Here is a 20,416-nt window from a genome sequence, read left to right on the forward strand (position 1 = left end):
TGGTATCATTGTGCCCGGTCGCCTTAGCACTCTGACGACGAGAGTGCTAAAAATTCAACCGGCACGCTGAGAACAGACAAGAATGACAGATGAACTGAGCGCTCGACGGCGTACGATCATGGGCCTGGTGATTCGGGAATACATTGCGTCTGGTATCCCGATGGGTTCGCGCGCCATCCTGGAGCGTTATGAGTTGGGAGTGAGTCCGGCCACCATCCGCAGCGAAATGGCGGCGCTGGAGGAATTGGGCTTCCTGACGCATCCGCACACCTCGGCCGGACGTGTGCCCACGGAAGAAGGCTACCGTTTCTTCGTTGAACATCTCCTGGGTGACATGACCTTGCCGTCTGAAGAGCGCCTGCTCATTCGCCATCAGTTCGGCCAGGCGCGGGCGGAGATGGATCACTGGGTCAAACTGGCGGCGGCAGTGCTGGCGCACACGGTGCATAATGTGGCCCTGGCGACGGCCCCCAAGGCGATCAACAGCCGCTTCAAACGCCTGGAGTTGATCGAAATTCGTGACGGTATTGTGCTCCTGGTGTTGGTCACCATGGAGGGAAGCGTCAAGCAGCAGATGCTGAGCTTGCCCCTGCTGCAAGAGGAGTTGCATCGCGTCACGAATGAACTCAACGAACAGTTGACCGGTCGCACGGTGGCCGAGATCAAAGCGCAGAGTCCGATCTTGAGCAGTTGGGCCGCCGACGTGGCCAATCTCATGATTCCGATCATGGAGCGGCTCGATTCACGGGTGAGCGATATTTACCGCGAGGGCTTGAGCCATGCTCTGACTGAGCCAGAGTTTGCCGAAGGCGATATGATCCGCCGCGTGGTGGAGATCATCGAGGCGCGACCGCTGCTGGAGAGCATTGTAGCCAAGACACGTGAGAGCGATGGCGTACAAGTCATCATCGGCGGCGAAGGGCGTTGGCGCGAGTTGAGCCAGGTCAGCCTCGTGTTATCGCGCTACGGCGTGGATGACGATACCACCGGCGTTTTGGGCGTATTAGGGCCGCTGCGCATGCCGTATGGTCGCACGATCAGCGCGGTGCGCTACGTGGCAGATCTAATGAGCGAACTGCTGCGCGAGTTTTACGGATAGCGATGATGCAAGAAAATACGACCGTGGGAGAGATCATGGCAGACGAATTGAACACAAACGGCAGCGACGCCGCGGAGGCGGCGCCGGTCATCGAAACCCCGGCTGACAGCGCGGCTGTCCTGGCCGCACTGGAAGCAGCCGCGCAGACTGCGCAGGACGAGGCGGCCGATTATAAGGACCGCTGGTTGCGCGCCACGGCTGAGGCGCAGAACATGCGCCGGCGCTTCGAGCGTGAGCGCGCCGACCTGATCCTCAGCGCCAACGAACGCCTGCTCCTGCGCATCCTGCCGGTGCTGGACGATGTCGCCCTCGCCTTCGCCCATATTCCGGCCGACCTGAATGAGCAGGATCAGCAGTGGGTCAACGGCTTTGCGCTCATTCAGCGCAAGTTGAGCCATATACTGAGCAGTGAGGGTGTCACGGTCATCGAGACCGACGGCCAGGGTTTCGACCCAGCCTTACATGAGGCGATCACTCACGAAGCAGTCGAAGGGTATCAAACCAATCAGATCATTGGCGAAGTGCGCAAGGGTTATAAATTGGGCGAGCGGATCTTGCAACCGGCTCTGGTGCGCGTGGCGCAGTAAGACGCCAGTTGGTGACAGAGGGAATCAAGCAGACGGCACAAGGGCCGGACAGGAATAAGGAGAAAATATCATAATGGGAAAAATCATCGGCATTGACCTGGGAACAACAAACTCAGTGGTGGCTGTCATGGAGGGCGGCGAAGCGGTCGTCATTCCGAGCAGTGAAGGGGCGCGCCTGATACCCTCGGTGGTGGCTGTCAACCCCAAGACGGGCGAGCGCCTGGTGGGCCAGGTGGCCCGGCGTCAGTCCATTACCAACTCGGATAACACGATCTTTTCGGTCAAGCGCCTGATGGGACGCAAGTTTAGTGACCCACAGGTGCAGCGCGCCCGCCAGATACTTCCCTACAAGATTGCCGAAAAGCAAAACGGCGATGCCTGGGTGGTGATGGGTGGCAAGGAGTATTCGCCGCCGGAGATTTCTGCCATGATCTTGCAGAAGCTCAAGGCCGATGCCGAGGCCTACCTGGGCGAGCCGGTGACCGACGCGGTCATCACCGTGCCGGCCTATTTCAACGATAGTCAGCGTCAGGCGACCAAAGACGCGGGCAAAATTGCCGGTCTCAACGTTTTGCGCATCATCAATGAACCCACCGCATCCTCACTGGCCTACGGGATGGACAAGAAGAAGGATGAGAAGATCGCCGTCTATGACCTGGGCGGCGGCACGTTCGATATCTCCATCCTGGATGTCGGCGACGGCGTGTTCGAGGTGCTCTCCACCAATGGCGACACGTTCCTGGGCGGGGATGACTTCGATCAACGCATCATTGACTGGATCGCCGACGAGTATAAGAAGGAACAGGGCATTGACCTGCGCCAGGATCGCATGGCGTTGCAGCGCCTCAAGGAAGCAGGCGAGAAGGCCAAGATCGAACTTTCGACGGTGATGCAGACCGAGATCAACCTGCCCTTCATCACCGCAGACGCCGGCGGGCCTAAGCACCTGACCATGACGCTGTCACGGGCCAAGCTGGAGCAGTTGACCGGCGACCTGATCGAGCGCAGCATTGTGCCTGTGCGCCGCGCGCTGGAGGATGCCAAGCTGACGGTGAAGGACATTGATGAGGTGGTTCTGGTCGGTGGCATGACGCGTATGCCGGCGGTGCAGGAAGCGGTCCGTCGCCAGTTTGGCAAGGACCCGCACAAGGGCGTCAACCCGGATGAAGTGGTAGCCGTGGGCGCGGCCATTCAGGCCGGTGTGCTCAAGGGTGAAGTCAAGGACGTGCTCTTGCTGGATGTCACACCGCTGACCTTTGGCATCGAGACGCTCGGCGGGGTCATGACGGCGCTGATCGAGCGCAATTCCACCATTCCGACGAAGAAGAGCCAGGTCTTTTCCACTGCATCCGATATGCAGACCAGCGTCGAGATCAAGGTCTTCCAGGGCGAACGTCAGATGGCCGGCGACAACAAGATGCTGGGCAATTTCATCCTGGACGGTATTCCGCCGGCGCCGCGCGGGATGCCCCAGGTTGAAGTGGCGTTCGATATTGACGCCGACGGCATCTTGCACGTCTCTGCCAAGGACAAGGCGACCGGGCGCGAGCAGCAAATCCGCATCACGGCCTCCAGTGGTCTCAAAAAAGATGAGATCGAGCGCATGGTCAAGGATGCCGAGCGCTTCCGCGCAGAAGACCAACGCCGCAAGGATGAAGTAGAGGCTCGTAATCACGCGGATATGTCGGTCTACCAGGTGGAGAAGTTTGTCCACGAGAACAGCGATAAGATCACGGCCGAGGACAAATCCATGCTGGAAGGCAAGGTGGCCGCCACGCGCTCTGCCCTGCAAGGTCAGGATGGCAGCCACATTCGCAGCGCCAGCGATGAGCTGATGGCGGCCTGGCAACAGGTGGGCACACGCATGCATCAAACCGGCAGCGGGCCGGCACGCCGGCGATGGCGGCGATGGCGGCCCCAACTCCAACCCCGGCAGCGGTGGCAGCGGCGACGACTTCATCGAGGGCGAGTTCCGTCCGACCTGAAAATAGATCATGACTCAATCTGCCTCTGTGCCCATCGAACTGAATCCGGAGCCGCCCCGGCATGACTGGCATCATGAACACTTGACGCCAGGCCGGCGGCCAGACTGGCTGCGGGTGCGCGCGCCGGACAGTTCCAAGTACGACGAGCTCAAGGGCTTGTTCCGCGGCAAGACGCTGCACACGGTGTGCGAGGAGGCCGGCTGTCCCAACATTGGCGAATGTTGGAACGCCGGCACTGCCACCTTTCTGCTGCTGGGCGATACCTGCACGCGCTCCTGCGGCTTCTGCAAGATCAAGACCGGCCGGCCTGAGTTTCTGGACCTGGCGGAGCCACAGCGGGTGGCCGATTCTGTGCAGGCGATGGGACTGCGCCACACTGTGCTGACGTCGGTCAACCGCGATGAGTTGTCGGATGGCGGCGCAGGCATCTTTGCCGAAACCATCCGCTGCATCCGGGCGCTGATGCCGGAGACGACGATCGAGGTCCTGATCCCCGATTTCATGGGTAACATGGACGCCTTGCAGAAGGTGATGGCGCAGCAGCCGGAAATCTTGAACCACAATGTAGAAACCGCGCCGCGGCTGTATCAGCGGGTGCGGCCGCAGGCCAAGTACCCTCGCTCCCTGCAGGTGCTGACTGCGGCCAAGCAGATGGATCCGGGCGCGCTCACCAAATCCGGCCTGATGGTGGGGCTGGGCGAGCGCTGGGATGAGGTCTTGCAGGTGATGGATGATCTGCGCGACCACCAGGTGGACATCATCACGATCGGCCAGTATCTGCAGCCGAGCCGTTTTCACCTGCCGATCGAGCGTTACTATTCACCGGACGAGTTCGCCCAACTGCGCGACGAGGCGCAGGCGCGCGGCTTTCCGTGGGTGGAATGTGGGCCGTTGGTGCGCTCATCCTACCACGCGGAGCGCGCCGCGCACAGCGCCCAGCGTCTGCAGCGGCGAGCACCGGTTACAGATCAATTGCGATAGGATGGTACCATGGCATATCCACACATTGATATCCTCGATTGGGGGACCTTGCAGCCGCTGTTCGACCGGCTGCAGGCGGCCGAGCTGACCGTCGAAACCGCCGGCGCCTGGCTGCAAGAATGGAGCGACCTGAACGCGGCCTTGCATGAGGGCAGCGCGCAGATTAACCGTGCGGTATCGGAAAACACGGCAGACGCCGCGGCCGAGGCGCGCTTCAACCACCTGGTGGAGGACATTGTTCCCAAATCGTCCACCGCCAACCAGGCTCTGAAGCAGAAGTTCCTGGCCCTGAGCGACTATGTGCCGGCGGCCGACACGGCGATGCTGCTGAAGCGCTTTCGCACCGAAGCCAGCATCTTCCGCGAAGAGAACATCCCGCTGGAAACGGAACTGGTCAAGCAAGGCAACGAGTACGACAAGACCGTGGGCGCCATGACCATCGAGTGGGATGGACAGGTGGAAACCCTGCCGCAGGCCGGCTTACACCTGCATGAGCGCGACCGCGCGACACGTGAGCGCGCCTGGCGCCTCTTGATGGATCGTTTTCTGGCCGACCGCGCCAGGCTGAACGAGCTTTACCTCAGCATGCTGCCCAAGCGACGGCAGATGGCACGCAATGCCGGATTTTCCACCTTTCGATCCTACATGTGGCAGGCTTATAACCGTTTCGATTATACGCCGGAGGATTGCTTCACATTTCACGATGCGATCGAGCATGAGGTCGTGCCCGTGGCGACGGCGCTCAATCAGCAACGGGCGACCAAACTGGGACTGACTACGCTGCGCCCGTGGGACATGGAGGTTGAAACCGAAGGTGAACCGCTGCGACCGTTCAACGACGTGCGCGATCTGGAAGCCGGGGTGCAGCGCATGTTCAACCAGGTTGACCCGCTGTTGGGCAAGCACTTTGCCACGCTGCGCGACGGGTTTCTGGATCTGCCCTCACGGCAAAACAAAGCGCCCGGCGGCTATTGCGCCAGCTTCCCGGTCAGCCGGCGTGCGTACATCTTCATGAACGCGGCGGGGACGCATGATGACGTGCAGACCCTGCTGCACGAGGGCGGCCATGCCTTCCACTATCTGGAGTCGGCGCGCCAGCCGCTGGTTTGGAACCTCAACGGCCCCATGGAATTCTGTGAGGTGGCTTCGATGGGCATGGAACTGCTGGCGGCGCCCTATCTGGCGCAAAGTCGCGGCGGTTTCTACTCAGAGGCTGACGCACAGCGGGCCTACGCCCAGAAGCTGCGCGGTATCATCACCTTCTTGCCCTACATGGCCGTGGTAGATCGTTTCCAGCATTGGGTCTATGCCGAGGCGCCGGACAATATCACGGCCACCGATCTGGATGCCAAGTGGAGCGAGCTGTGGGATCGCTTCATGCCGGGAATTGACTTCACTGGCCTGCAGAGGGAGAAGGAGACCGGTTGGCAGCGCAAGGGGCACATCTTCACCGTGCCATTCTACTACATCGAATACGGCCTGGCTGAGGTTGGCGCCATGCAGGTGTGGCGCAACGCCCTGCACGATCAGGCGCAAGCGGTGGCTGACTATCGAGCCGCGTTGGCCCTGGGTGACACGCGCCCATTGCCGGCCCTTTTCCAGGCGGCAAACATCCGCTTTGCTTTCGATCGCGACACTGTCGGCGAGCTGATGCGCCTGGTTTCGGGTAAGATACAGGAACTGACCACGCCCAATTGAGGGATTGAGGGAGACCTGGAATCCACCGCGGAGAGCGCAATCGTAGGTCACGCCTCCGGCGTGACGACGCTGTCTGCGGCAGAGCACGCTCTCCTGCGCCAGCGTCGTCCGGCCAGGAGGCCGGACCTACAGCAGAGCTTCACCAGGTTTGAATGTTCGGGCTGTGCTGTCCTTCCCACAGGAGAAGGCAAAAGCCATCGGGATCGGCCACGACCATCTCAATCGTGCCCCAGGGCTGGGGGCTGGCTTCCTGCAGGACTTGACCGCCGGCGCGCTGAATCAGGCTGCTGAGTCGTGTCAGATCGCTGGCGTGAATATGCAGAGCAACCCCCACGCCGTTGGCCGCCCCCACCGGCCAGGTTGACGCAAGCTGCTCAGTGGCAGCCTGCGCGGCGTGCAGATGAATCTCGACATCACCCAGGCGTAGGGCCAGGAATGTATCGGTATCGCCATAGTCGAACAGGGACACGGCGCCCAGGCAGTCCCGGTAGAAGGCAGCACTGGACGCCACATGGGTCACATGCAAGACGATCGCGGTCAAACGTGGAACTGGCATGACCAACCTCTCCAACACTGGACAGACATGGCTGAAAACCGGGTTTCTGACCTTGCAGCAGCCGACTGCGTACTCACCATACCATAAGTTGACAATCCTGACAAGCGCCCGCACACGAAGGCACGAAGACGAGAAAGGAAACAGGACCGGTGTCGCCACCACGTCGCAAACCACGCACGATCACCAGTAACTTCGGCTCCACGGGGCGCGCCAATCATGATGCCACGCCGTTTTATGCCAGCCGCCTGGTGGCAGAATTGCCGCTGTTGGACACGCCAAGCGGGGCGCCCTATGCAGAAAATCCACTGCCAGCGGCCGCGCTGGACAGCATCTTCTGCAAGAGCTGTGAAGCGATGGATGACCTGCCCGATGCCAGCGTCCACTTGATGGTCACCTCGCCGCCGTACAACGTGGGCAAGCAGTATGACGACGACCTTTCGCTGTCGGAATACCTGGCCTTTCTGACGCGTGCGTGGCGCGAGGTCAAACGGGTGTTGGTGCCCGGCGGTCGCGCCTGCATCAACGTGGCGAACCTGGGGCGCAAGCCGTACATCCCGCTGCATGCCTTCATCCTGGAATCCATGCTCGATTTGGGCTTTCTGATGCGCGGCGAAATCATCTGGAACAAGGCCGCGGGCGGGAGTCCATCCACCGCGTGGGGCAGTTGGATGTCGGCCACCAATCCCATCCTGCGTGATGCGCACGAGTACATCCTGGTCTTTTGCAAAGACACTTACACCCGCCACAACCCCGGGCGCAAGAACACGATTGGCCGCGATGAATTTCTGGAGTACACCAAGAGCGTCTGGACTTTCGCGGCCGAGGCAGCCAGCAAGATCGGTCATCCCGCGCCGTTTCCGATCGAACTGCCGCGGCGCCTGATTCAGCTCTACAGCCTGGCCGATGAGGTGGTGCTCGATCCGTTCATGGGCAGCGGGCAAACGGCCATTGCCGCTCGCAAAGCCGGGCGCCATTTTGTGGGCTATGAGACCAACGCGGCCTATGTCGAACTGGCAACGCGGCGGCTGGCGGACGTCAGCTTCACACCGGCGCCAGTCAGTGACACCGAATCGCCTGCGGCCGCGTCGGCCAACGATTGAAAACCTGAAGAATTGACAAAAAAAAGCCAGGCCTCTTTGCAGAAGCCTGGCTTTCTTGTTTCAAACGTTCGGGAGCCGAACTACACCCGCGGGTTCAACGTTAGTTGGTGCCGCGGCGCCAGCGCCAGACAGAGACGCCGGTTACAGCCATCAAAACGGCCAACATCCAGGCCCAGGTCACCGTGCCATTGCTGGCCGAGACATCGTCCAGGTCAACCGCGGTGGGCGGAGCCTGGCAGGCCGTGACCGCGACATCGTCCACTTCCCACCACCAGTCCCAACCGGCGATGTAGTGCCAGCGGATGACGGTATTGGCGCTGGTGGAGACGAAGGTGCCATCGTAGGTCTTGGGGCCGCGATCATCGACCGTCCAGGTGGTGATGTTCGACCAGGTCGAGCCGCCGTCGGTGCTGAAGTCCAGCGCGCCGGAGTCCGCAGAACCGAGGTCGTTGTAGTCATACTTGAAGACGATGCGCGGATCGGTGTAGCCGGTCAGGTTGAGCACAGGTGACCACATCTGGGCGTTCATCGCAACGCCGCTGCCGCAGGCATCGCTGTCCGCGACGGCGAAGAGGCCGCTGCCGCCGGTGAGGTTGCCGCGGGCGCCAGGATCGGTGTTGGTCCAGTCAGGAATGCCTGTGCAGCTTGAGGTGCTGTTGGCCACGACCCAGCCGGCGGGCGGGAAGGTGCCTTCGAAGCCTTCGTTGACCAGCGTCACTTCGCTGAAGCCGGCGGGGCAGCGCGGCGGGAGCGGTGTGGGAGTCGGAGTCGGAGGCGGCGGAGTCGTAGGCGTGGGGGTGGGGCCGCCTCCGCTGCTGCTGCCTTCGATCATGAACGGCAGGTCTTGCGGGAAAGTGGTGTCAAGTAGGGCGACGAATGCTGCACCGGCAATGGATTGCATGGCATTGGCGCCCGGTTTGCCCGTCTGACCCACGATCGAGACAGGGGGCGCCCAGGGACCAGAGGCCAACGTGCCGCCGGTCTGCCAGTCGAGCCAGTAGGTGCCGGCGGTCAGCACGGTGCCCACCGTGGTCACCTGGCCCATGATGGGGCGGTTGTTAACGGTCAGGCCCGTATCGAGCACGCGGTAGTCGTTGGTGAAACTGGTGCTGGCCATGCGGTTGGTGGTGGTGTCGCCGAAGACGATGCTGCCGACGTCCGGCATACCGCTCCAGATCCGCAGATTGACATGATTCATGGTCGAGGTAGTCGTCGAGCCAGTCTGATACGCGTAGAAGGTAACCGTGTTGATCGTCCAGGTTTCGCCGGCCGGGACAGTGAAGTCATCGGCGACGCGGTTATTGGCCGAAAGCTGGTGGCCAGCGCCGTAGACAGTCAGGCCGATTGCGGTCTGCACGGCGCTGGCATCGGCGCCGCCGAAGCCGCCGCCCGGATGCGTGACCAGGGGGCCGTTGTCGAACAGGATGGCGCCTGGCGCCATCGGTGCGTTCGGGACATTGTGGCCAGGAACGAACTCGACCTTGCCACCGGCGGCAGCAGCTACATCCTGGGCGCCTGGGGCCACAGGGCCGGCAAGCTGGTTAGCGCCTGCAAAGGGCGCCACGATCGCCATGGTGGCGAGCAACAGCACAACGAGTAGGACATACAGTCCAGTTTTACGCATGATGAAAGTTTCTCCTCTGGGTGATGCACTTGGGGTGCCGAACAGTCGAACGAACACGATGGTCAAGGCGCAGACAGGTGTGAACACCCTGACGGTTGCTGTCACTAAGATGGGGCGCCAATTCTCCTTTCCTGCTCAGGGCCTTCTGCCGGCGACGCACGGGCGCCGCAATAGCAGAAATGCCAGAACACCAGGGTGATGGTCTATAACAATACCGGTCTCGCGGCGAGTGCCGTCACGCCGGTTGAAACAAGCATCGGGTACGGGTGCGACAGATTGTTCGAGAGGGCAGTCAGGCGACTCGTCCTGGAGCAGCCTGCGGGATTGGGGGGTTGGATTCGGTTAGGACCCGGCGACGGCCTGCAGCCGCTGTGGGTCCAGAATCACGATGTGTTTGCGGCCGATCTCAATCAGGCCCTGCACCTTCAGGTCGTTGAGGACCTGGGTGGCCGTCTCACGATAAGTGCCCACCGTTTCGGCCAGGTCCTGATGCGTCAACCCTTTGATGTCGTCACTGTTTTGCTCCACGCGTACGCGCAGGAGCAGCGAGGCCAGGCGAGCGGGGATGCCTTTGAAGGCCATGTCTTCCAGGCGCTTTTCCGCCTCACGCAGGCGGCGGCCGGTAATCTCCAGCACGCGCAGCGCCACCATCGGTTTGTTCAGGAACAGCCGCTCCAGGTCCGTGCGGCTCATGACGCAGATATGGCAATCATCGGTGGCTTCGGCAAACGCGTTGTGCATCTGTTGGCCCAAGAGGGCCATTTCGCCAAAAAGGGTGCCAGGTCCCAGCGTCGTGATGACCAGCTTCTTCCCCTCGGCCGAAATGCGATACAGTTGCACCTTGCCCTTTTTCAGAATGAAGAGAACCTCGCCCGTTTCTTCTGGGCGATAGAATACCTTGCCCTTCTGAACCTGGCTGATCGTCGTGATACGATCTATCTCTTGGATCTCGCGAGGGGAGAGATCTTGAAAGATCTCGATTTCTGACAGATAGCCAATTTTGTCGCGCGGTGCAGACATTTTTTCTTCCGCCAGCTGTGCAAGAGGTTGACTTTATACTGCGGCAGATTATACACAACTGTACGCCACAATGCAAACCGGCCATAGCAAAAGAACGTTTTGATTGCTGTTCTCACTGGAATGGTGTAGAATGAACAACATGCTTGTACAAATACGAAAATGCTGTTCGAGAAACCCAATCCATCGCATCCCGCTTGTTCTGGTTCTGATGATCCTGTCGGCCGCCTGCACCCGTCCGACGCCGGCCGCCCCCCTGCCAACAGCCGATTCGCGGCCGACGCCGCTGACAACTGCCACCAGCATGCATAGACCACCGCTGATGCCGCATCCGCTGCTCAACAACATGGACTGCACTGCCTGCCACAACCCACGCAGCACTGTGCCTATCCCGGCCAATCATGCGCTCTATACCGGCGCTGAATGTCTGCGCTGCCACGAGGCGGCTCTGCCCTCCACGCCAGGCCCAACGCCCACACCGCAGCCGATGGCCCATCCAATCGAAGGGCGCGAGACCTGCTCGTTATGTCACGCCGCTGATCGCCTTGAGCTGCCGGCGGACCACCGCGCTGACACGGACGAAAAATGCACCGAGTGCCACACCGGGTCGTAAGTCAGTGGGTGATGAATGGCCCGGCGGCCAAACTTCGTCACTCGCCCGGCCTGCGCTTGAAGTCCACGAAACTGTAGCCCACCCCGCGTTCGTTCATGATGTAGCGCGGGTGGGCGGGGTCCGGCTCGATCTTCTGCCGCAGATAGGTGATGTAGACGCGCAGCAGTTGATGTTCGTCGCGATACTCCGGCCCCCACACCCGCGCCATCAGCGTTTCGCGCGGCACCACGCGGCCCGCGTTCTGCACCAGGTGGTACAACAAACGATATTCGGTGGGGCGCAGCTTGATGCGCACACCATGCACCAGCACCTCGTGGCGCTCCAGATCAATGCTCAGCCCATCGTCCACCCGGATCAACTCCTGGGTCGCCAGGCTGCGATCGTCCGTGCGCCGCAGCACCGCGCGGATGCGGCTCACCAATTCCTGGGGATTGAACGGCTTGGTCAGATAATCATCGGCTCCCAGGTCAAGCCCATGGATACGGTCGCTCACTTCGGCCTTCACCGTGACCATGATGACCGGCACCGAAGAAATCTCGCGCAGCAGGTGCAAGGTCTCGAAACCGTCCATCTGCGGCATCGCCACATCCATCACCACCAGGTTGGGCAAGTCCTCGCGCACGCGATCGAGCGCCTGAAAGCCGTCGGCTGCCTCGATGACATCGAAACCTTCCAACTCCAGATTCATTCGCTCCAGGCGGCGAATGCGCGCTTCATCATCTACAACCAAAATGCGTGGCTTTTCACTGCTTGCTATGGCCATGCTTGCCTCCGCCTTTCGCGGCATCACACCGCACCCAGGGGCAGCGTGAAGAAAAATGTGCTGCCTTTGCCTGGTTCGCTCCGCACCCAGATGCGCCCATTGTGAGCCTCGATGATCGCTTTGCACAGAAAAAGTCCCAGGCCGGCGCCCTGCGTCTTGCGTCGCAGGCTCGAATCCACCCGGTAAAAACGCTGAAACAGATGCTCCTGCTCCTGCGACGGGATGCCAATGCCCTGGTCCGCCACATAGACCGTCAGCAATTGGCGCGCAGCATCGAGCCAGCCGCCGATGCGGATCACCCCGCCGTCTGGCGCGTACTTGATCGCGTTGCTGATCAGGTTGTTCAACACCTGGCGCAGGCGTTCCTGGTCGGCCAACGCCGGCGGAAAGTCCGCCGGAAAATCAAGCTCAAAGGTGTGCTGCGCACTCTGCAGTTTGAATCCTTCCACCAGGCGCCCCGCCAGACCCGGCAGGTCAACGTCGGCCAATTCCAACTGCAACACGCCGGCCTGAATGCGCGAGACATCCAGTAAATTATCCACCAACCCGTTCAGCCGATCGGCCTCTTCTTCGATCACCGTCAAACTGTCGCGCAGGGTGGTGGAGTCCCACTGCGCATCGGCCCGGCGCAGCGTGCTGGCGTAGCCTTTGATCAGTGAGATCGGCGTCTTGAGTTCATGCGTGATGACCGACACGAAGGTGCTCTTCATCTCTTCGGCCTCACGGAAGCGCGTAATGTCCACCACGTTGACGATAATCTGCTGCAGCGCCGCCCGTTCATCGAAGAGCGGCGTGTAGGTCACTCCCACCGTGATGCGCGAACCGCCGGGGCGCACCAGGTCGCCTTCGGCCGTCACCGAACCGCGCCCGGCCAAATCCAACGGTGTACCCATCTCCTGGCACAGATCGGCGCCCTTGACATTTTCCAGGGCCAACACCTGGTAACAGGGCAGCCCCTGGGCCGCGGCAGGCGTCCACCCGGTCAGCGTGGCCAGCGTCCGGTTGATCACCTCGATCTTGCGCTCCGGGGTCAGGATCATCACCCCGTCGGCGCTGTTCTGAATGATCGTGTCCAGGCGGCGCCGTTCATCGTTGACCGCCTGGTAAAGCCGCGCATTGCGTACGGCAATGGCAGCCTGATCCGCAAAATCCTGCAAAACCTGCCGGTCATTGGCGGAAAAGGCGGCGCCGCCGCTGCGCACGATGTAGATCAAACCGAGCAGGTCCTGATTGACCTGTAAGGGCAGCGCCACCACCTGGCGCAACGGCAAACCCGTGGCGGTGGACACCATGTGCAACTTCAGCGCCAGGTCGGGGATGGTCAACGCCCGTTCCAGCAGGTTGGCCGAGCGCCGAATATCGGTCAACAGCGGAGCAAAGAGGGGCAGCAGCCGGTGGGGAATGCCGTAGTACGCCTCGACGCGATAGCTGTCATCCGGTTGGCTGAGCGCAATCAGGCCCACCTCGCCCTGCACCATCTCCGCGGCCGCGCTCAACGTCAGGCGCAACAACGGCGCCAAATCGAGGTTTGACGTCATGGCGCGCGCGATTTTGAGCAAATAACTGCGTTGGCGTAACTCGTACGTGGTCTGCATGGTTCCATCTTAGCAAACTGCCGTTCAAATGTCAAAGCAAAATAAGTCAACGCCATTTGCCTTTTGAGTCATCATCGGCTACAATCATCGCGTCGCACGGGCGGCATATTTTTTTGACGAATCCTGTTGCACACACGTCAATGCTAAAACGAAGCCCACGTTACGTAGCCGATCTTGTCCTGCGTTACGAAGGCGTCGTTTTGTTAGTGGCCGCACCGTTCTTGCTCTTTCCCAACTCGATCACGCCGTTTGCCCTGGCCCTCTTGGCCCTGCCCTGGCTGCTGCGCTGGTGGCGGCACGGTTTTCTGACCCGGCGCACGCCGCTCGATTGGCCCCTGGCCCTGCTGGCGTTGATGGCTTTTGTCGGCGCCCGTCAGGCGGTTGATCCCGCGCTGGCGCTGCCCAAGCTGCTCGGCATCCTGCTCAGCCTGGCCACATTTTACACCGTCATCAACACCACGCACCACATCCGTCACGCCTGGCTGTGGATAGCCCTACTGCTGATCCTGGGCTTGGGTCTGGCCCTGCTCGGCGCCCTGGGTGCTGACTGGTTCGAGCGCAAAATTTTCAACCTGGGTGGCCTCTATCGTCACCTGCCCCGCCTGCCGGAGGCGCTGCGCCAGCGTCTGCAGGGCGGAGATTTTCACCCCAACGAGATTGCCGGCATGATTAGCCTTTTCTTGCCGTTATCATTAGCCATGTGGTGGGGCGCGTGGCGGCGGAGCAGCGATCCGGCCTGGCCACAGCGGGCATTGCCCGCACAGCGTCTGCTCCTGACTCTCATCGTAGCCATTCTCGGCAGCGTCCTGCTGCTGACGCAGTCACGCAGTGCGATTCTTGGCCTCCTGCTGACGGCCGGCGTGGTGGCCCTGGTCTGGCAATGGCGCCTGGTGGTCTTTCTGCCTGTGCCAGGCGCCGGCGTCTACTGGTTGTTGCGTGACAGCAGCCAGTGGCTCCTGGCTCAACCTGGCGCAGATCCGGCCAATCTGGTGGGCAGGATGGATATCTGGCAGCGGGCGCTGCTGGCGGTGGCCGATTTCCCCCTCACCGGCATTGGCCTGGGAACCTTTCGCCGCCTGGCCATCGCGTATGCGCCCTTCTTCGATGTGGATCCCGTCCTGGCCGATGTGGGCCATGCCCACAATATCTTTTTGCAGACGGCCCTGGACATGGGCATTCCGGGCCTGGTGGCCTATGTGGCGGTGCTCTTGCTTGTCGCCGGCATGGGTTGGAGTCTCTACAAACGGACTACCAGCCCAACCGGGCGCCTGCTCAGCGCCGGGCTATTGACGAGCCTGTTGGCTTTTCACATTTTCAGCCTGACCGACGCCGTTGCGCCGGGCGCCAAGCCTGTTTTCACCCTGTGGATGTTTGTGGGGATGATCGTGGCCCTGGGCCAGGCCAACGTGATCGGGAATTTGCCGCAAAGGGACCTGAAAACCTAACGCATGAAATCGAAATTCAGTTTGGGCATTGCTTGCGTGGTGATGATAGCCGTGGCCCTGGCCGGCTGCGGTCGGCCGACACCCGCGCCGACCACAGCCCCCACTGCAGCCCCCACTACGGCCCCCACTACGATGGAGACCCGCCCTGGCGCCACGGACACCCCCGTGCCACAAATCACTGCGGCGCCCACCGCAACGGCGGGGGCAGAGGCGCTCACACCGCCCGTCCCGGTGACGCCCCTGACCGAGTCCGTGCAAGCCACGCGCCTGGTCATTCCGGCCCTGGCGCTGGATGTGCCGGTGACCGAGGTGGGTTGGCGTATTGTCACTGCGGCCGACGGTCAGCGCACCACGGAATGGGAGATTGCCGACAACGCTGCGGGGCATCACATCAACAGCGCGGCGCCGGGCACCGTTGGCAACGTGGTTGTTTCTGGTCACAACAACATCAAAGGCAAGGTGTTCGAAGCGATCAGCCTGGATGTTGACCGGCCGACACCGCGCCTGACACCCGGCAGCGATGTTGAACTCTACACCAGCAACGGGCGGCATCTGATCTATCGGGTGACGAAAATTGACCTGGTGCCGGAAACGGGCGCCCCGTTAGCGCAGCGCCTGGCCAATGCCCGCTACCTTGAGCAGACGCCAGACGCCACCTTGACCTTGATCACGTGCTGGCCTTCGTTTGGCAATACCCATCGTGTGATTGTGATCGCCAAACTGGCGGTTGTTCTCTAGTCAGACGATGACGAAATAGAGGTTTTTTGATGGAATTACGTCAATATGGAGCCATTCTACGGCGATGGCTCTGGTTTGTGCTCTTGGGGACACTGTTGATTGGCGGCATGACCTATGTCATCAGCCGCAACACCACGCCCGTCTACCTGGCAACCGCTACGATCTTTGTGGACCAGGCAACCAACGCCAACGAGAGTGTCTATGGAACGATCATCGCCAGCGAACGCCAGGCGCAAACCTATGCTCAGTTGATGTTGACCCGCCCGGTGTTAGACGCGGTGACAGCTCGCCTTGGTTTGCCCGAGCTGACGTCCATGATCAGCGTGGAACCGATTCAGGATACCCAACTCATTCGGGTAGATGTGGAGGATACTGACAAGGAGTTGGCCACGCAAATTGCCAACACCATCCCCGAAGTCTTTGTCGAGCAGCACACCGAACGCCAGCTACAGAAATTCACAGGATCGCGCGAAAGCCTGGACAAAGAAATCCGCTCACTCTCCACGAACATCTCCCAGGTGCAAACCAAGATCACTGAGTTGGAAGCGATTCAGAACCGCACCAGCGCACAGGATGCCGACCTCTCCCGTTTTCAAGACAGCCTGCAGCAATACCGCAACAGCTACGCGAACCTGGTCAAGAGCTTCGAAGACCTGCGGCTGAACGAAGCACGTGCCACAGACACCATCTCCACCGTCGAACCGGCCGAAGTGCCCAAGAAACCGGTGCGCCCGCGTGTCCTGTTGAACACCGTACTGGGCCTGCTCGTCGGTATGGTATTGGCAATCGGCGGCGTCCTGCTCATCGAATACCTGGATGATACCCTGAAGAACCCGGACGACGTTGTCCAGGCGCTCAAGCTGTCCACCCTGGGCGCCATTCCGCGTACGCGGCAAGACAATGGCGACGCCGATGCTGAGCGCCAGTTGGTAGCCTTCCTCAATCCCAAGTCACCCGTTGCCGAGGCGTATCGCATCCTGCGCACCAACATTCAGTTTTCCAGCCTGGATAAACCGATCCGCACGCTGCTGGTGACGAGCGCCAATCCTAGCGAAGGCAAGAGCACCACCGCCGCTAACCTGGCGGCCATCATGGCCCAAACCGGTCAAAAGGTGGTGCTGATTGACACCGATCTGCGTCGCCCGGTCATTCACAAGGTCTTCAACGTGCCCAACAACCTGGGCCTTACCAGCGCACTGCTGACGCCCCCGGATGCGTCCACGCTGCCACACCTGATTCAACCTACACTGATCAAGAACCTGTCGGTGTTGACCAGTGGACCGCTGCCACCGAACCCGTCGGAACTGCTCGGCTCCCGTCGCATGGCCGACCTCATCGAGGTGCTCAAGAGCGTGGCCGACATCGTCATTTTTGACAGCCCGCCGGCCCTGGCCGTGACCGATTCGGCCGTGCTGGCACGGCAGTTGGACGGTGTCCTGCTCGTGATTGATTCGGGCGAAACGCGTGAGCCGCTGGCCCGTCGCGCGATCCAGGAGTTGACCAAGGTCGGCGCGCACATCCTGGGCGTGGCGCTCAACCGCCTCAGCCCGACCACAACGGACGGCTACTACTACTACTATTACCATCACTACTACGGTGATACTGACAAGGGCGACAGTGAGAAGCAATCACGCAACACGAACGGTACCGGGAGTAGCACCGGTGATGGTGGAACTGCGAGCGAAGGACGCGCACCCCGCAGTGGCAAAAGCACCTTGCGCTCTGCCGCCCGTCGTTTGGCCACGATTTTTCCGTCCAGCCGTTCAGAATGATGTTTGCCAGGCGCTTGACCGGCTGCGCCCGGCCGCGACTACAGCCGCCGAGGTGGCTGTAGTCGCACGCCTGACGGCCGGCTGCGTGTTTTTTCTGACTCGCCAGGCTGCCAATGATGGACATGGATGACCGGACGCCAGCCGTTGCCCCAGGCTGGCGCTGGGGGCGCTATGCACAAGTGGGGCTTGGATTAGCCGTCAGCCTCCTATGCCTTTGGCTGGCCCTGCGCGACATGGCGCCAGACGCCGTGCTTCGCAGCCTGCGTCAGGCAGAGCCGACCTGGGTGGCCCTGGCGTTGCTATCGGTCTTGCTCACCAATGGGGCCAAAGCTGCACGCTGGCGCCTGCTCTTCTATCCTCACCACCGTCATCTGCCGCTCCGTTCCCTCTTCGCCATCCTGCTGAGCGGCCAGGCGGTTTCATTAGCCATTCCACTGCGCGGCGGTGAATTGGTGCGCGCTTACCTGGTCGGTCAGCGTTTTGGCGATAGCAAAGCGCGTACCCTGGCCACCGTCGGCGTTGAAAAGGTCATTGACCTGGCGATGCTTGCGCTGTGCGTCCTCATCCTGACCCCCTTGCTGGTGACAACCGGCGCGGCCGCGCTGACAAGTCGGCGCACCGCCCTGACGGTTGTGGCGCTGTTTCTGCTGGCCGGCGCCATCATCGGCCTGCTCGGGCGCCGGCACTGGTTGGCCCTGGCGCGCCGCCTGGCCGACCGCCTGCCCAACCAGCGCGGTATGCGCTGGATCGGCCTGCTGGACGCCGCGCTCCACGGCCTGGACGCGCTGCGCTTTCCTTCGGTGGTCATCCAGGTGACGGCCTGGTCGTTCCTCATCTGGCTCCTGGCTGGCTCCACCAACTTTTTGACGCTGCTGGCGTTACATCTGCCGGCCGATTGGGTGGTCTCGTTCACCTTGCTGGCGGTGCTGCAGGCCGGCGTCAGCGTGCCCAGCTCGCCAGGCAAGGTCGGCATCTTTCAGTACCTGTGTCAGTTGACCCTGGCCTGGTTCGGCATCGCGGCCGTGCAGGGCTTTGCCGTCGGCGTGCTGCTGTACGCGGTGGCGCCGCTGACACTGATGATCGCGGGCGGCCTGGCCTTGCTGTGGGAAAGCTGGCAACTGCGCCGAGAGGCGCCCGTCGCCGTCGCACCCTGGTCAGGGGAGCCACGGGAACCTGGGGAGGCGCCGACTTGATCTCCGTGGTCATTCCAGCCTACAACGCCGAACGCACGTTACCCGCCGCGCTGCGCGCCCTATCCGCGCAGATCGAGCAGTGGCCGCAGCCGGTCGAAGTGATCGTCGTGGACGATGGCTCGCAGGATGGCACCGCCGCGCTGGCCCGCAGCCTGGGCGCCCTCACCATCGAACAGGTGAACCAGGGGCCGGCCGCCGCACGCAATCAGGGCGTGGCCGCGGCCCAGGGCGACATCGTCCTCTTCACCGACAGTGACTGCGAACCCGCGCCCGGCTGGCTGGCCGCGATGGCCGCAGCGTTTGCCGATCCCGAGGTGATCGGTGCGAAGGGCACCTATCTCACACGCCAAACCGGCCTGGTGCCGCGCTTTGTGCAGATCGAATATGAGGACCGCTACGACCGCATGCGAGGCCAGGCCAGCATTGATTTCGTGGATACCTACTCAGCCGGTTACCGCCGTGCCATTTTTCTGGAAAATAGCGGTTTCGACACCATCTTTGCCACCGCGTCGGTTGAGGATCAGGAGTTTTCATTTCGCCTGGCGCAGAAGGGCTATCGCCTGGTCTTTGTGCCACAGGCCCAGGTCTATCACACGCACGATCGGGTGCTGGCTGAGTACATCCGGCGCAAGTTCTACATCGGCTACTACAAGGCCCTGCTCACCCGCTGGCTGCCGGAGCGCCTGCTGAGAGACTCGCACACGCCGCAGGTGCTCAAAGTGCAGATGGCGTTGGTGACACTGACCCTGGCTGCTCTGCCGCTGGCCCTGCTCTGGTCACCGGCCCTGTGGGGCGCGGCCGGGCTGGCGCTGGCCTTCCTGTTGACCGCCCTGCCCTTCACGCTCAAGGCCCTGCGCAAGGATTGGCCTGTGGGCCTGGCCACGCCTGTCATGCTGGCCGTGCGCGCGTTGACCCTGGCCGCTGGTTTTGGCGCCGGTCGTATTCACTTCCGCGGTGAGGTGCAGGGCGCGCGTTTGCCGGTGCTCAGCGGCTGGCAGCGCGCCGGCAAACGTCTGCTCGACATCGCCGGCGCCGCCATCGGTCTGGCGATCAGCCTGGTCCCCATGGCCCTGATCGCCATCGCCATCAAGCTCGATTCTCGCGGCCCGGTTTTCTTCAGCCAGACGCGGGTTGGCGAAAATGGACGCCTCTTCCGGGTGGTCAAATTCCGCTCCATGGTGGATAATGCCGAAGCGCGCCGCCATGAGGTGGTTGACCTGGACGCCCTGGCCGAGCCGGCCTACAAGATTCGCGACGACCCGCGCGTCACGCGCGTAGGCCGCTGGCTGCGCCGCTTCAGCCTGGATGAACTGCCGCAGTTCATCAACGTTCTGACCGGCGACATGAGCCTGGTGGGGCCGCGGCCAGAAGAGACAGATCTGGTTGCCCGCTACAACGACTGGCAGCGCCGGCGTCTGGCCGTCAAGCCGGGCATGACCGGCCCCATGCAAATCAACGGCCGCGGCGATTTGGCGCTGGCCGCACGCGTGGCGCTTGAAGTGGAGTACATCGAGCACTATTCGTTGTGGCACGACGTGATCATCCTGCTGAAAACCCTGCCCGCCGTCGTGCGCGGCAAGGGGTCGTACTGAGGTCATCCGGCCAGCCGGGCGAGGTAGGGGCACGCCCGCCGGGGCGCCGCAATTGTGC

17 protein-coding genes are annotated in these 20,416 nt (G+C 61.9%); 12 read left to right on the forward strand and 5 right to left on the reverse strand.

What is annotated here, in order from left to right; translation table 11 throughout:
* Positions 1 to 82 precede the first annotated feature (82 nt).
* The 5 genes from hrcA to IPF85_RS09210 all read left to right on the forward strand — a co-directional run bounded on the left by hrcA (position 83) and on the right by IPF85_RS09210 (position 6,350).
* Complete coding sequence (gene hrcA, locus IPF85_RS09190) at positions 83 to 1,099, forward strand: heat-inducible transcriptional repressor HrcA (protein ID WP_343407781.1); 1,017 nt, start codon at positions 83 to 85, stop codon at positions 1,097 to 1,099.
* Between the two features lie 35 nt (positions 1,100 to 1,134).
* Positions 1,135 to 1,686, forward strand: coding sequence for a nucleotide exchange factor GrpE (locus IPF85_RS09195; protein WP_343407782.1), 552 nt, complete (start codon positions 1,135 to 1,137; stop codon positions 1,684 to 1,686).
* A 73-nt stretch (positions 1,687 to 1,759) separates the two neighbouring features.
* Positions 1,760 to 3,736 carry a molecular chaperone DnaK gene (dnaK, locus tag IPF85_RS09200; protein WP_343407783.1) on the forward strand — a complete coding sequence of 659 codons (1,977 nt, stop codon included), beginning with the start codon at positions 1,760 to 1,762 and terminating at the stop codon, positions 3,734 to 3,736.
* Positions 3,681 to 4,652 (forward strand): lipoyl synthase, encoded by a 972-nt coding sequence (gene lipA, locus IPF85_RS09205; protein ID WP_343407784.1) that lies wholly within the window; start codon positions 3,681 to 3,683, stop codon positions 4,650 to 4,652. Before dnaK ends, lipA begins: the two co-directional genes overlap by 56 nt.
* Positions 4,653 to 4,661: 9 nt before the next feature.
* Positions 4,662 to 6,350, forward strand: a complete 1,689-nt coding sequence (locus tag IPF85_RS09210) for a M3 family oligoendopeptidase (protein ID WP_343407785.1) — start codon at positions 4,662 to 4,664, stop codon at positions 6,348 to 6,350.
* A gap of 139 nt (positions 6,351 to 6,489) precedes the next feature.
* Here IPF85_RS09210 and IPF85_RS09215 read toward each other — a convergent pair whose 3' ends face one another.
* Positions 6,490 to 6,906, reverse strand: coding sequence for a VOC family protein (locus IPF85_RS09215; protein WP_343407786.1), 417 nt, complete (start codon positions 6,904 to 6,906; stop codon positions 6,490 to 6,492).
* Between the two features lie 149 nt (positions 6,907 to 7,055).
* Between IPF85_RS09215 and IPF85_RS09220 the strand changes: the two genes are divergently transcribed.
* On the forward strand, positions 7,056 to 8,006 hold the full coding sequence (locus IPF85_RS09220) for a site-specific DNA-methyltransferase (RefSeq protein ID WP_343407787.1): 951 nt from the start codon (positions 7,056 to 7,058) through the stop codon (positions 8,004 to 8,006).
* Positions 8,007 to 8,106: 100 nt separating this feature from the next.
* On the opposite strand, the gene IPF85_RS09225 is transcribed toward IPF85_RS09220, so the two are convergent.
* Both IPF85_RS09225 and IPF85_RS09230 read right to left on the reverse strand, forming a co-directional pair.
* Positions 8,107 to 9,630, reverse strand: coding sequence for a hypothetical protein (locus tag IPF85_RS09225; RefSeq protein ID WP_343407788.1), 1,524 nt, complete (start codon positions 9,628 to 9,630; stop codon positions 8,107 to 8,109).
* Positions 9,631 to 9,972: 342 nt separating this feature from the next.
* Positions 9,973 to 10,650 (reverse strand): Crp/Fnr family transcriptional regulator, encoded by a 678-nt coding sequence (locus IPF85_RS09230; RefSeq protein WP_343407789.1) that lies wholly within the window; start codon positions 10,648 to 10,650, stop codon positions 9,973 to 9,975.
* Between the two features lie 301 nt (positions 10,651 to 10,951).
* Here IPF85_RS09230 and IPF85_RS09235 point away from each other — a divergent pair, with 301 nt between their 5' ends.
* On the forward strand, positions 10,952 to 11,260 hold the full coding sequence (locus tag IPF85_RS09235) for a hypothetical protein (RefSeq protein ID WP_343407790.1): 309 nt from the start codon (positions 10,952 to 10,954) through the stop codon (positions 11,258 to 11,260).
* A 37-nt stretch (positions 11,261 to 11,297) separates the two neighbouring features.
* On the opposite strand, the gene IPF85_RS09240 is transcribed toward IPF85_RS09235, so the two are convergent.
* Positions 11,298 to 12,023: a response regulator transcription factor gene (locus IPF85_RS09240; protein ID WP_343407791.1), complete on the reverse strand. Its 726-nt coding sequence runs from the start codon at positions 12,021 to 12,023 to the stop codon at positions 11,298 to 11,300.
* A gap of 23 nt (positions 12,024 to 12,046) precedes the next feature.
* Positions 12,047 to 13,618 (reverse strand): ATP-binding protein, encoded by a 1,572-nt coding sequence (locus tag IPF85_RS09245; protein WP_343407792.1) that lies wholly within the window; start codon positions 13,616 to 13,618, stop codon positions 12,047 to 12,049.
* Positions 13,619 to 13,758: 140 nt separating this feature from the next.
* Here IPF85_RS09245 and IPF85_RS09250 point away from each other — a divergent pair, with 140 nt between their 5' ends.
* The 5 genes from IPF85_RS09250 to IPF85_RS09270 all read left to right on the forward strand — a co-directional run bounded on the left by IPF85_RS09250 (position 13,759) and on the right by IPF85_RS09270 (position 20,358).
* The gene (locus IPF85_RS09250; RefSeq protein WP_343407793.1) at positions 13,759 to 15,063 is read left to right on the forward strand and encodes an O-antigen ligase family protein; all 1,305 of its coding nucleotides are present in this window, start codon (positions 13,759 to 13,761) and stop codon (positions 15,061 to 15,063) included.
* A 3-nt stretch (positions 15,064 to 15,066) separates the two neighbouring features.
* Positions 15,067 to 15,801 (forward strand): sortase, encoded by a 735-nt coding sequence (locus IPF85_RS09255; RefSeq protein WP_343407794.1) that lies wholly within the window; start codon positions 15,067 to 15,069, stop codon positions 15,799 to 15,801.
* 29 nt (positions 15,802 to 15,830) lie between these two features.
* Positions 15,831 to 17,573: a polysaccharide biosynthesis tyrosine autokinase gene (locus tag IPF85_RS09260; RefSeq protein WP_343407795.1), complete on the forward strand. Its 1,743-nt coding sequence runs from the start codon at positions 15,831 to 15,833 to the stop codon at positions 17,571 to 17,573.
* 113 nt (positions 17,574 to 17,686) lie between these two features.
* Positions 17,687 to 18,766, forward strand: a complete 1,080-nt coding sequence (locus tag IPF85_RS09265) for a lysylphosphatidylglycerol synthase transmembrane domain-containing protein (RefSeq protein ID WP_343407796.1) — start codon at positions 17,687 to 17,689, stop codon at positions 18,764 to 18,766.
* Positions 18,767 to 18,771: 5 nt separating this feature from the next.
* Positions 18,772 to 20,358: a sugar transferase gene (locus IPF85_RS09270; RefSeq protein WP_343407807.1), complete on the forward strand. Its 1,587-nt coding sequence runs from the start codon at positions 18,772 to 18,774 to the stop codon at positions 20,356 to 20,358.
* Positions 20,359 to 20,416: the final 58 nt, after the last annotated feature.

Origin of the sequence: Candidatus Amarolinea dominans, from assembly GCF_016704685.1 — a bacterium.
Classification (GTDB): domain Bacteria; phylum Chloroflexota; class Anaerolineae; order SSC4; family Amarolineaceae; genus Amarolinea; species Amarolinea dominans.